Source organism: Flavobacterium sp. GCM10023249 (assembly GCF_042653365.1).
Taxonomy (GTDB): Bacteria; Bacteroidota; Bacteroidia; order Flavobacteriales; family Flavobacteriaceae; genus Flavobacterium.
The window spans coordinates 117,938-130,752 of the sequence record NZ_JBHSHZ010000006.1; the positions used below are offsets into that span (position 1 = coordinate 117,938).

General features: G+C 33.6%; 10 protein-coding genes. 4 read left to right on the forward strand and 6 right to left on the reverse strand.

Translation table 11 applies throughout. The features are described from left to right. Positions 1-199 precede the first annotated feature (199 nt). Positions 200-2,371 carry a carboxy terminal-processing peptidase gene (locus ACFO7M_RS02165; RefSeq protein WP_379718659.1) on the reverse strand — a complete coding sequence of 724 codons (2,172 nt, stop codon included), beginning with the start codon at positions 2,369-2,371 and terminating at the stop codon, positions 200-202. Between the two features lie 140 nt (positions 2,372-2,511). Here ACFO7M_RS02165 and surE point away from each other — a divergent pair, with 140 nt between their 5' ends. The 4 genes from surE (at position 2,512) to ACFO7M_RS02185 (ending at position 6,820) form a co-directional block, all read left to right on the forward strand. Next, positions 2,512-3,279, forward strand: coding sequence for a 5'/3'-nucleotidase SurE (gene surE, locus ACFO7M_RS02170; RefSeq protein ID WP_379718656.1), 768 nt, complete (start codon positions 2,512-2,514; stop codon positions 3,277-3,279). Then, on the forward strand, positions 3,276-3,548 hold the full coding sequence (locus tag ACFO7M_RS02175; protein ID WP_379718653.1) for a hypothetical protein: 273 nt from the start codon (positions 3,276-3,278) through the stop codon (positions 3,546-3,548). The genes surE and ACFO7M_RS02175 overlap by 4 nt, the downstream gene beginning before the upstream one ends. Beyond that, a complete protein-coding gene (lpxB, locus tag ACFO7M_RS02180) occupies positions 3,549-4,676 on the forward strand; it encodes a lipid-A-disaccharide synthase (RefSeq protein ID WP_379733795.1) in 1,128 nt (375 codons plus the stop codon). It abuts the gene before it with no gap. Between the two features lie 107 nt (positions 4,677-4,783). Beyond that, positions 4,784-6,820, forward strand: coding sequence for a ComEC/Rec2 family competence protein (locus tag ACFO7M_RS02185; protein WP_379733797.1), 2,037 nt, complete (start codon positions 4,784-4,786; stop codon positions 6,818-6,820). Between the two features lie 8 nt (positions 6,821-6,828). Here ACFO7M_RS02185 and ACFO7M_RS02190 read toward each other — a convergent pair whose 3' ends face one another. The 5 genes from ACFO7M_RS02190 to ACFO7M_RS02210 form a co-directional block, all read right to left on the reverse strand. Continuing rightward, positions 6,829-7,356, reverse strand: coding sequence for a thioredoxin family protein (locus tag ACFO7M_RS02190; protein ID WP_379718644.1), 528 nt, complete (start codon positions 7,354-7,356; stop codon positions 6,829-6,831). 5 nt (positions 7,357-7,361) lie between these two features. Then, positions 7,362-7,817, reverse strand: coding sequence for a thioredoxin family protein (locus ACFO7M_RS02195; RefSeq protein ID WP_379718641.1), 456 nt, complete (start codon positions 7,815-7,817; stop codon positions 7,362-7,364). A gap of 49 nt (positions 7,818-7,866) precedes the next feature. Beyond that, entirely contained in the window at positions 7,867-9,369 is a 1,503-nt protein-coding gene (locus tag ACFO7M_RS02200) for a peptide MFS transporter (protein ID WP_379733799.1), read from the reverse strand. Position 9,370: 1 nt separating this feature from the next. Next, positions 9,371-11,032 carry a peptide MFS transporter gene (locus ACFO7M_RS02205; protein ID WP_379733801.1) on the reverse strand — a complete coding sequence of 554 codons (1,662 nt, stop codon included), beginning with the start codon at positions 11,030-11,032 and terminating at the stop codon, positions 9,371-9,373. A gap of 76 nt (positions 11,033-11,108) precedes the next feature. Continuing rightward, positions 11,109-12,812, reverse strand: coding sequence for a peptide MFS transporter (locus tag ACFO7M_RS02210; RefSeq protein WP_379718633.1), 1,704 nt, complete (start codon positions 12,810-12,812; stop codon positions 11,109-11,111). Between the last annotated feature and the right edge of the window lie 3 nt (positions 12,813-12,815).

Here is a 12,815-nt window from a genome sequence, read left to right on the forward strand (position 1 = left end):
ATGTAGGAATAACTATGGATTTGAGTAAAAAAAACACGAAAACTCTTAACAATAACCGAAAAAAATCGATGAAAAAATACAATTTACCGTTAAAAAGCATTATTTCAATCCTCAATAACCTCTTTAAAATCAATCAATTGAAGTGATATCAACAAAAAAAGGCTGCAAATTGCAGCCTTTTTTTGTTGATATTTAAAAATTATGATTTTGTCAATAATTTGGGTTTTGTACTTTTTATTGCAATATTTTTATTTACAAAATTGCTTTTTATATCACCTAAAACATTCAAAGCTTCATCGATATAAGCGTCTTTTGTCATAATATCGTGCCAATCTTTTCTTTTCTGTGCCAAAACATTGTCGCGTTTCATTAGTTCAACCTCATCAGGCAATGAAAGAAAATTCAAATTATTTTTATAACTAGTAATCGCTTTATATTTCTTGGTAACCTCTTCAATTTGAGCTACTTCTTTTTTATACTTTTCTAAACTAAGATTTACTAGGTTATCTTCTTTTCTATCATTAATCCATTTTGCATTTTCATCAATCAATTTAAATTGAGCATTTTCAGCAATACGCTTTTGACTGTTAATTACAACCGTTTCAAAATTTAATATTGATTTGGTAGGTTGATAAACCGCTTGATCGATTTTATCCCATGGCATTGCGTTTTCAACATCTCTTTCTCCGATTTTAATATAAGAATAACGGTCAGGCATTGGAATATCACTGGTTACTCCTTCTAATTGCGTAGAGCCACCATTAATACGATAAAATTTCTGTGTAGTTGTTTTTAATGCTCCGAAATCTCCGAAAGTACTATTTTTAATAAATTGATTCAAATCAATTACATTTTGAACTGTTCCTTTACCATACGATTGTTTACTTCCTAAAATAATGCCACGTTTGTAATCTTGAATAGCTGCTGCAAAAATTTCTGAGGCCGAAGCAGAGAAATTATTCTGCAATACTACTAGCGGTCCATCCCATTGTACTTTTGAATCGTGATCATTCAACACTTCCTTCTTACCATTTGAAGATTTAATTTGAACAACCGGACCTTTATCAATAAACAAACCTGTAATATCTACAACTGTTTTTAGAGATCCTCCTCCGTTATCACGTAAATCCATTACAATTCCTTGAACACCCGCTTTTTTTAATTTTTCAACTTCAGCAGCTACATCTTTAGCAGCATCTCTGTTGTCATCATTTTCAAAATCTATGTAGAATTTCGGCAAATAAATCACTCCATATTTTTTTCCGTTTTTCTCAACAATACTTGATTTTGCGTAGGTTTCTTCAATTTCAACAACATCTCTTTTCAAGATAATAACTTGAATTGAACCATCAACTTTTTTCACTGTCAGACGTACTTCCGTTCCTTTCGGACCTTTAATTTTCTTCACCACATCGTCCAAACGCATCCCAACCACTTCTACGGGTTCGGCTGCACCTTGACCAACTTTTAGAATAATATCTCCAGCTTCCAATTGTTTACTTCTCCATGCCGGTCCACCAGAAATCAACTCGGAAATTTCAGTGTGATCGTTTTTCTTTTGCAAACGCGCTCCGATACCTTCCAATTTTCCACTCATGCTGATATCGAATTTCTCTTTTTCCTCAGGAGCAAAATAGAATGTATGCGGATCAAACTGCGTTACAATTGAATTAACATAAATTTCAAACCAGTTACTTTTTTCCAATTCAGCAATAAAATCGAAATATTCATTCAAAGATTTCAATGTTGATTCGCGAGCTTCTTTTTCAAGTTGCTCATATGTTTTTGGTGTAAACTTCTCATCTTTTGCTTTTTTCTCTTCTTCAATTTTTTGTTTGTCAACTAAAGAAGCCAAGACAGAAAGTTTCATTTGCAAACGCCATCTGTTTTTTAAATCAGAGTAATTTTTAGCAAAAGCAATCTTATCAGAATCAATATTAATTGTTTCATCTACTTTAAAATCGTATGGTCTGTCGCTTAAAGCTCTGTAAATCACTTTAGCTTCCGACATACGTTTTTGCAATTTATCATATACTAAATTGAAGAATGTCAAATCTCTATTTTTGATCATATCATCAATTTCATATTCATAAGGTTTAAATTCTTTAATATCTGACTCGATAAAAAAGCGTTTAGAAGGATCTACAGCATCTAAGAAATCATCGTAAACTCCTTTTGAAAACTTATCATCCATCACCGTAGGATTGTAATGACCTTTTTCAATAACGAAGGAAATTAGATCCAAAAGCATTTTATCTTTTTCCGGATCATGCTGTCTTTTAGGCATAAAACTCCATAGAAATGCCGACAAAGCAACGACTGCAAGTATTACTTTAAAATTCTTTCTCATAAACATCCAAATTGCATTCATAATGATTACTAAAGTACATAAAAAACCATGCCATCATATCGATACTTACATAATTTTTTGTTAAAGATGTAAAATTAAAGAGTTACACATAAAATTGCGTATTTTAGCCCTACTTTTTTATGTTAATTTTTTAGAGCGAAATGAAAAAACCATTGATACTGGTTACTAACGACGATAGTATCACAGCACCAGGAATTAGAACACTTATCGAAATTGTAAGAAATTTAGGTGACGTTATTGTGGTGGCACCTGACAGCCCTCAAAGCGGTATGGGGCATGCCATCACAGTCAACAATACACTTCAAATCAATAAAGTTTCTGATGAAAATGCTGAGATTACCGAATATACTTGTTCTGGAACTCCTGCTGATTGTGTCAAAATAGCCAAAAATGAAATCTTAAAAATCAAACCGGACTTGTGTGTTTCCGGAATCAATCATGGCTCAAACTCTTCCATCAATGTAATCTACTCAGGAACAATGAGTGCCGCCATTGAAGCTGGAATTGAAGGCATTCCATCCATTGGATTTTCATTAGCCGATTTTAGTTGGAAAGCCGACTTCGAACCCATAAAACCTTTTGTAAAAAAAATAATTGAACAAGTTTTAACCCATAAACTTCCAGATGGTGTGGTATTGAATGTCAATTTTCCCAAACTAAAAAGAGAAGAGATAAAAGGTATTAAAATTTGTCGACAAGCACGCGCCAAATACGAAGAAAAATTCGACAAACGTGTTTCTCCTTTTGGGAAAGAATACTATTGGCTTTCTGGTGAATTTGTAAATGAAGACAAAGGAGAAGACACAGACGAATGGGCTTTGAAAAACGGATACATTTCTGTTGTTCCAGTACAGTTTGATTTAACCGCACACTATGCCATCCAACAACTAAACACTTGGGATTTATGAGAAAAATTGATCTATTAATTGGTGTACTAATTGGTTTTGCTACTACTTTAATCGGAATATCACTGTTTTTTATATTGTTCACACCTTTCGGAATATTAGAAGGCATCCAGAATTACAAACACTTTGGTTTTTTAGGAAAAATTATCACAATAGGAGCTATACTGAACTTGATTGCTTTTTTCACGCTCTTGAAATTTGACAAAGAACTTATGGCAAGAGGGGTTGTTTTAGCCACTATTTTACTAACGGTCATTACACTATTTTTTTAAATGAAATATTACATTATTGCCGGAGAAGCATCAGGAGATTTACACGGTTCCAATTTGATGAAGCATATTTTTCAGGAAGACAATACCGCAGAAATTCGTTTTTGGGGAGGTGATTTAATGCAAAGCACCGGCGGAACATTAGTAAAACATTACCGGGATTTGGCTTTTATGGGATTCGCCGAAGTCATCATGAATTTGAAAACCATATTGAACAACATTGACGTTTGTAAAAAGGATATTTTAGCATTCCAACCGGATGTTTTGATTTTTATAGACTATCCGGGATTTAACATGCGTATTGCCAAATGGGCAAAAGCTTTAGATTTCAAAACGCACTACTATATTTCTCCTCAAATTTGGGCTTGGAAAGAAAACCGTATCAAAGCCATCAAGCGCGATATCGACAAGATGTACGTTATTTTACCTTTCGAGAAAAAATTCTACGAAAAAAAACATGGCTTCCCAGTTGAATTTGTAGGCCATCCCTTAATTGATGCCATTCAGAATCGAAGCAAAACCGATCCTGAAACCTTCAAAAAGGAAAATAATTTATCTGACAAACCCATTATTGCTTTATTACCAGGAAGTCGAAAACAGGAAATTGCCAAAATGTTGACAGAAATGTTATCAGTTGTTAATGATTTTCCAGAATACCAATTTGTAATCGCAGGAGCACCTAGTCAAGACTACTCTTTTTACCAACAATTCCTGAAACAGGATCAGGTAAAATTCATTTCAAATAAAACGTATGATTTACTAAGCATTGCTCATGCCGCATTGGTAACTTCGGGCACGGCTACTTTAGAAACTGCATTATTCAAAGTTCCGGAAGTGGTTTTGTACAAAGGAAATTGGATTTCGTATCAGATTGCCAAACGAATCATTACACTGAAATACATCTCTTTGGTCAATTTGATTATGGACAAAGAAGTAGTAACCGAATTAATTCAGGACGATTGCAATTCCAAAAGAATAAAAGAAGAACTAACAAAACTATTGAATACCGACTGCCGAAATACCCTACTTGGTCAATATGAAATATTGGAAAAAAAATTAGGTGGTTTTGGAGCTAGCAAAAAAACGGCTCAGTTAATTGTTTCAGATGTATTAAAAACCACAAAAAAATAACACCTCGTTAATTAGTTCATCGTGATTTAGCGCCAACAAAACAGAGTTAGAAATAGTTCCCGTTAAAAAACATGTAGGTTTTTTCTTTCTTTTTGTATTTTCGTACTATGAGAATATTCGAATTTCCATTGGTACGGGTGTGCATCTGTTTTCTCTTAGGAATCATAACCGCACATTACACAGCTATTAGCCTTAACTTCTGCATGGCCATGTTTGGCATAGCTATTCTTTTTTTTCTTTTCAGTTATTTCCAATCGGCCAAACTATTTACGCAGCCAATATTTTTCGCACCCTCTCTCTATTTTCTATTCTTTTCAATTGGCATCATTGCATTACAGTTGCAAAACCCTAGCAATAAAAAGAGTCACTATACACAACTGCAAGATCATTTTGACAGACCACATTATATTGAAACCTGTATCAAAGAAAAACTTAAAAGTTCAGCTAAAAACGACAGATATACAGCTATTGTATCCAAAATTAACGACAAGAGATACCAAGGGAAAATCATTGTAAATATAGCTAAGACCAACAAAGAAACAGATTTCTCCACAGGCACAACATTGCGAATACACGAACAGCTTGTCAAAAACTTTAAGCCAAACAACCCCAATCAATTCGATTACGGAAGTTATTTAGAAACTAAAGGAATTTTTGCTCAAATCTATACTGATGTATCCCATTTAAAAAGGAGTACAATTGTTAATAGAGACATTTGGTATTATGCGGATCACTATAGATATACAATAGAACGAAATCTTGCTCAATCAGGCTTTCACAATGAAGAATTAGCGGTTATCATGGCGCTAATTTTGGGACAACAGCAAGACATCTCACCGGAAGTTTTGAGAGATTACCAATTTGCAGGTGCAGTACATATTTTATCAGTTTCGGGATTGCATGTAGGTTTCATATTACTTTTTATTGGATTTCTACTCCAACCAATACCGAATACTAAAATTGGGAACAGTATTAAAATTATTATTACACTACTATCGCTTTGGTCTTTCGCTTTAATTGCAGGTTTTTCGCCATCAGTTGTACGATCAGCAACCATGTTTAGTTTTATCGCTATAGGTAAATTCATCAATAGAGAAACGAACTCTTTTCACACTACAATTGTTTCCTTATTCATAATTCTACTTATCGAGCCCAATTTTTTATTTGACATCGGATTTCAACTAAGCTATTTAGCAGTTTTTTCCATTCTTTGGCTACAACCTATCCTACAACGTATTTGGCAGCCAAAAAACTCCATAATTAATTATTTTTGGGATATCCTTGTTATCTCATTTGCTGCTCAAATTGGCACATTACCCTTGAGCCTATATTATTTTCATCAATTCCCCGGTTTATTTTTCATCACCAACTTGGTACTCATTCCTTTACTTGGTTTTGTAATAATGCCATTAGGAACACTTTTAATTGTTTTCGCTTTTTTAAATTGTATTCCCAATATATTAACCGAAGTGGTTGAACGTTCCATTGCAATCATGAATTGTTTTATAAGTTGGATTGCATCCATGGAAAACTTTATTTGCAAAGAAATTCCAATGAATCAAAGTTTACTTGTAGCGAGTTACTTAACAATTGTACTCTGGATTTTGTGGATTCAAAAACCGAGCTTTCGAAAATTAGCTTTCGCATTAGGCAGTGTAATTGTTTTACAAAGTCTTTACTTTTTTATTCGTTGGAATGAACAATCCAATAACGAATTCATAGTTTTTAACACTAAGAACAAATCTATTTTTGCAGAAAAAAAAGGTCAGGAAATACAACTTGTAACGAATGACACATTAGCGACAACAAGCTTTGAGCACAAAATGCTTCAAAACTATGCTATAGCCAATTTCAGCAGCTTAAAAAAAGCACAAAACACTTCAAACCACCGCTATTTCAATCATAAAAAGATCCTAATAATTGATCATTCAGCAGTATATTCAAAAGCAGACAAAGCTGATGTACTTATCCTTTCTCACTCCCCAAAAATAAATTTAGAGCGATTATTCACGCATTTCAAACCCAATATTGTAATTGCCGATGCCTCCAATTATAAAAGTTATGTCAACCTTTGGAAAGCCAGTTGTGTAAAAAACAAAATCCCTTTTCATAGTACGTATGAAAAGGGATTCTACAAATTATAATTGCACCTTTATTTTACTTTTTTTGGAGCTTTTCTTTCTTCTTTTGTGTAAGGAACAAATTTTGAAATAATTTGATCTGCTCCACTTAACCAGGCAGAAGGACCACCAGCAACATAACCTGTACTTCCCAATTGTTCAAAATTGATACTTCCAGCATTATCATTTGCTTTTACAAACCAAACTGTAGGATATCCTCTTACACCAAACACTTGTTGTAATTGTGCATTTTGCATTTTAACATCATCTGCTTGAGCTGTACGTCTTGGAAAATCCAATTCGACCAAAACCACTTTATCTTTTGCCCATTTTTCAAATTCAGGAGTCTTGAAAACTTCTTTTTGCAAACGTATACACCATCCACACCAATCACTACCCGTAAAGAACATAAAAATAGGTTTATTTTCTTTTTTGGCAACTGCTACGGCTTCTTTAACATTGGTATGCCATTTTAAAGTATCTTCCGTTTCACTTTTCCCGATAAAACTAAAAATCAAGAATACGGGAACTAATAGCAATAAGTATTTTATTTTTCTCATAGTCATTACTTTAAAAAACGTAATAATTCTTCTGGTGTTTTAAATCCAGTTGTCTTTTCCTGAACTTCACCGTTTCGATTCAAAATATAGATAGACGGATACCCTTCCACTTTAAGAAAAGCAGTCAATTCATGCGCACTGTTTCTACCTTTACGAGTAGGATCAAAATTCGGATTATTAAAGCTATTCCCTTTAAAATTCACCACAGAATTACCCTCGGCGTTAAACTTAACCGCATAATAATTTCGATTGATTAAATCGGCTACTTCAGAATTTTGAAGTGTATTGGTATCAAACATCTTGCATTGCGCATACCAATCCGTATAAACCTCTAAGAAAATAGGTTTCGGATTTTTCTTTTGCTTTGCTAAGGCTTCTTCCAAAGACATCCAGCGTATTTCTTGTGCTTGCATAGCAAAAGTACCAAACACTAGGAAGAAAGCTAAAAGTAACTTTTTCATCATTCAATTTTTATTACTGTATCTCAAAAACAATGCCGAAGTTAGTAAATTATTTGACTTCCTGCATCAATTTTCTAACCAATGGTGAAATAACTAACAATACCACACCGGCAACTAAGGCATACAAAGCCAATTGCTGATAACCATCTGCATAGGTGAACAATTTATCTTTATTCGATGCTTTTTCAGATGCTTCTGCGATACCTGCACCTAACAATCCGGCGAAATATTGTCCGTATGCACTTGCTAAGAACCACATTCCCATAATTACCGCCTGAGTTTTTTGTGGAGATAACTTTGTCATAGCACTCATTCCTATTGGTGACAAACACAATTCACCGAAGGTAATGATAAACCATCCGAAGGTAAATAAATCCAAAGAAGTTTTACCCGATGCATCAGCAAAAAACTTGGTATAATAAAAAACCCAGAAACCTCCAGCTAGGAATAAAAATCCTAATCCGAATTTCACAACTGTATTGGGCTCAATTTTTCTTTTCGCCATCCATAACCAAACCATACCTACAAGTGCGGCAAAAGCAATAACAAATAAAGAATTTACCGAATTATTGACACCATTAGGATCTAATTCAATACCCAAAACTGTGTTGTTCAAATTATTTGCTGCAAATGCACTTAATGAACCTCCACTTTGTTCGAAGAAAGCCCAAAAAACTACTGAGAAAAGCATAAAAATAACAGCAGCAACCAATTTTTTATTTTCAGATAAAGAGAAATTTCGCATTTCATAAGCTAAATACAAAATCGAAGCAGGACCAATTAAATACATGAACCAATCGGTATAAACCGTATTAGAAACCATTATCATGATAATAGGTATTATCAAAATCGAACCTATATAAGTTGCTAGTTCAAATACTTTACGCTTTGTTGGATTAATTCCCAAAAGTGGTGAAAGCCCAATTTCGCCTAAACTTTTCTGAGTTTGAGTAAAAGTCAGCAAACTAATAATCATCACTACAGAAGCAAAACCGAAAGCCGCATTCCAACGTAAGTTTTCCGGTATTAATGAGGCCCACAATTCTCCTTTGGCCACAGCGATACAGATGTAACCTCCAATTAAGGCACCCAGATTAACTCCTGCATAAAACAAGGAGAAACCCGCATCGGTTCTTGGATCACCTTCTCTGTATAATTTTCCAACCATCGAGGAGATATTTGGTTTGAAAAAACCGGTTCCAACAATGGTAAAGCTCACTCCCACAAAAAAGAAATTTTTCGGATCAACCGAGAGAATAACACTTCCGATTATCATTAGCAAACCACCCCAGAAAAGTGATTTTCTGAAACCGAAAATTTTATCGGCAAATAAACCTCCAATAAATGTGAAGGCATACACCCAAGCTTGGGTAGCTCCGTATTGCAAATTGGCCACAGTATCTTTCATGAGCAATTCATTCACCATGAAATAATACAGCATCCCACGCATTCCATAGAAACTAAAACGTTCCCACATTTCGCTAAAAAACAAATACCAAAGCTGTTTTGGATACTTCCCTTTAAAATTTTGAATTTTTTCTATTGTTTGCATGCTAGTTGATTCCATGATCTTTCATTACTTTATTTAAATTTTTCACTAAAGCAAACATCAATATAGTTGCGAACGTTAGTAATCCGAAGTTTACCCAAAAGAAATTGGTTTTATCATCGTAAGAATCCCACATACTGGCTAAAACTCCCGATAATTTATTTCCGATTGAAGTCGATAAAAACCAACCTCCCATCATTAAAGCTGTTATGTTTTTTGGAGATAATTTTGATACAATGGATAATCCCATCGGACTTAAGAATAATTCTCCAATGGTAATAATTCCGTATTGGGCAATTAACCACCAAACTGAAACCTTCTCTGTTCCATTGTTACCAATATTAACGGCAGCAACCATTACTAAAACAGACAATGCAGCGATTAATAAACCAAAAGCAATTTTAGTAGGTGTTGAAGGTTCTTTCTTTCTATTTCTTAAAAAGGTGAAAAATGCTACCACCAATGGCGTTAATAGAATTACCCAACCAGGATTTATAGACTGACTTAAGTTAGCTGACCACGTATATATTTTGCCTCCTTCTTGAGGTAATTGACTTTTCTCTACATTTTTAAAATACAATGGATAATCAACAACTTTGATAACGTTGTTTTTCTTATCTTTCTGAATACGGAATGAATTATCATACAACGCAACCGAATCCTTTTTATAAACTAAAGTATCGACAAGTACGAGTTTAGAACCAATTTGTTGTGAAGTTCCTGTTAACTCTCTATCCGTATATTTATCTCCCCAGTTATTTAAAGCCGAACCATTTAATTTGAATACCGCCCAAAATAAAATTACAACAGCAAAAATGGACAACAAAGCCCCGATCGATCTTTTGTCTTCGGCTTTAGCTTTAAAATATAAACTTGCATAAAAATATACTACAGGAATACAGGCAAAGATAAAGGCATCAGTACTATCAGAACCAAAAACAGAATAATCTGTATTATTTTCTGAAACTACTCCTTTGAAAAACCAACCAATAATCCCGAATATTACAGATGGCACTAAAATGTAAAGTACAATTTTAGAAAAAGGCATATCACCTTCTTGAATTCCTTTTTTATCGGTTTTATTTCCGTAATGTTTCGTACCTAATAAAAAGACAATTACACCTATAAACATACCAACCCCAGCTGCCATAAACGCTTCTTGCCAACCGAAAAGAATTTTTAAAGCGGCGGCAAAGAAATTACAAATAAAAGCACCAATATTAATTCCCATATAGAAAATATTGTAACCTTCATCTTTCTTCGCTATATATTGGTCTTCGTTATAGAAGTTTCCTAATAAAGTAGAAATATTTGGTTTGAAGAACCCGTTACCAACAATTACTAATGTCATTGCAATATATAGCATAGGCAAACTATGAATTCCCATCATAAAATAACCAGCGCCCATCATTAGACCACCAATAACTATAGATTTCTTATAACCTAAATATCTATCTGCAACTAAACCACCAATAAAGGGTGTTAAGAATACTAAAGCAATAAAAGTTCCATATAAATCTGACGCTTCTTGTTCGGTCATAGCAAAACCGGCTTCTACATCTTTAAGGTAAAAAGTAAAAATTCCAATCATTAAATAATAACCGAAACGTTCCCACATTTCAGATAAAAACAAATAAGGCAATGCCTTAGGATGAGATTTCCACATAATTTTTTTGGTATTAAAATAAAAGCCTGTAACAATGTTACAGGCTTGAAAGATATAAAATTATTTTTTAATGCAATTATCGTACACCGTGCATCATTTTCTTTAGTAGAGGCGTCAATAAGGCCAATAATACTGAAGCAATACCACACAATACAACAAATACCATAAAGAATTCAAATAAATTATGAATTGTGAATCCAACAAAAGTTGGGTATTCTGCTGCAATTTGGTTTTCTGCAAATAGTTTCACTTGCTCTGCATTCAATACTACTTTCTTATCTAAAACATCTTGCAAGTTGACACCTAATGACTTTGCTTTTTCAAATTTATCTCCTGTAGCAGGAATTAAAGCTCCTAAAGTTCCTGCCAAAGCATAACCTGCAGCATTAGAAATAAAGAATACACCATACAACAACGAAGCAAATCGTTTTGGAGATAATTTACCTACCAATGACAAACCAATTGGTGATAAACATAACTCTCCAAGAGTTTGGATAAAGTATAATAAGATTAACCATTTAATAGCCAATAAACCAGAATTCCCTAAATCTTTTACATTATAAGCGATTATGAAATAACTTAATGCGATTAAAGCCAATCCCATAGCTTGTTTCATAGGCGAAATAGGTTCTTTTCCTGAAGCTCTTAATTTATCCCAAAGTAAACTGAATGGTAAAGCTAGAATTACAACGAAAAGACCATTAAAGATTTGTACCATTGAAGCAGGCATTTCCCAAAATATGAATTTTCTATCAGTCTGATTTGAAGCGATGAATGTCAAAGATGAACCTGCTTGCTCAAAAGCTGCCCAGAAAAATATGATAAAAAAGGAAATAATATAAATTACTAAAATTCTTTGAATTTCAATTTTAGTTAAGGTTGAATCTAATAAAATCAAAATAGCCAAAGAAATTCCAGATCCATAAATGATTGGATAAATAATCCCTTTTACTAAAGTTCCGATTTCAAAATTTGTAAATCCAAACTCACCTACGTGAAGATATCTAAAAATAAAAAACAGAACTACGAACAAACATCCAACCAAACCAATTGATTTCGATGAAAACTTCGCTTGTTCTTCTACATGTCCTAAACTTACATCTTGATTTGGTTTTGCTCCAATTGGCAAACCTTCTGGAGTAATAACATATTTATTTTTCAGGAAAAAGAAAACTAAAGTTCCTAAAACCATAGCAATACATGCCATCAAATAACCCCATTTAAAAACTGTTGGATCTTGAACATTGTTCACTTTAACATCTGCAAATAATGGCACAAAATACTGACTCAATAAAGCTCCAATATTAATACCCATATAGAAAATAGTAAAGGCTGAATCTAGTTTTGTTTTCTCCTGTGGTGGATACAAACTTCCTACCATCGAAGAAATGTTGGGTTTGAAGAAACCATTACCAAAAATAATCACTAAAAGCCCTAACCAAAAAACACCTTTAGATGTATTTAAATCAGTATCATAGCTAGTAGCACTATAGAAAAGTAAAAATTGACCTATAGCCATTAAAGTTCCCCCAAGGAGTATACAATTTCTGTTACCTAAATACTTATCGGAAACAAAGCCTCCTAATAGCGGTGTTAAATAGCATAAAGCTAAAAATCCTCCATAAATAATTGAAGCATTAGATTCTCCTAACATTAATGCATGAACCATGAATAATGTAAGAATCGCTCTCATTCCGTAGAAGTTGAAACGTTCCCACATTTCAGTTCCGAAAAGTACCCAAAGTCCTTTAGGGTGTCCTTGTTTTGCTGTTTCGCTCATTTT

Bases quoted from the DNA above. Each gene is read 5' to 3' on its own strand.
- ACFO7M_RS02185 (WP_379733797.1), top strand. From the start codon at position 4,784: ATGAGAATATTCGAATTTCCATTGGTACGGGTGTGCATCTGTTTTCTC.
- ACFO7M_RS02200 (WP_379733799.1), bottom strand. From the start codon at position 9,369: ATGCAAACAATAGAAAAAATTCAAAATTTTAAAGGGAAGTATCCAAAA.
- ACFO7M_RS02210 (WP_379718633.1), bottom strand. From the start codon at position 12,812: ATGAGCGAAACAGCAAAACAAGGACACCCTAAAGGACTTTGGGTACTT.
- ACFO7M_RS02195 (WP_379718641.1), bottom strand. From the start codon at position 7,817: ATGAAAAAGTTACTTTTAGCTTTCTTCCTAGTGTTTGGTACTTTTGCT.
- surE (WP_379718656.1), top strand. From the start codon at position 2,512: ATGAAAAAACCATTGATACTGGTTACTAACGACGATAGTATCACAGCA.
- lpxB (WP_379733795.1), top strand. From the start codon at position 3,549: ATGAAATATTACATTATTGCCGGAGAAGCATCAGGAGATTTACACGGT.
- ACFO7M_RS02190 (WP_379718644.1), bottom strand. From the start codon at position 7,356: ATGAGAAAAATAAAATACTTATTGCTATTAGTTCCCGTATTCTTGATT.
- ACFO7M_RS02165 (WP_379718659.1), bottom strand. From the start codon at position 2,371: ATGAATGCAATTTGGATGTTTATGAGAAAGAATTTTAAAGTAATACTT.
- ACFO7M_RS02205 (WP_379733801.1), bottom strand. From the start codon at position 11,032: ATGTGGAAATCTCATCCTAAGGCATTGCCTTATTTGTTTTTATCTGAA.
- ACFO7M_RS02175 (WP_379718653.1), top strand. From the start codon at position 3,276: ATGAGAAAAATTGATCTATTAATTGGTGTACTAATTGGTTTTGCTACT.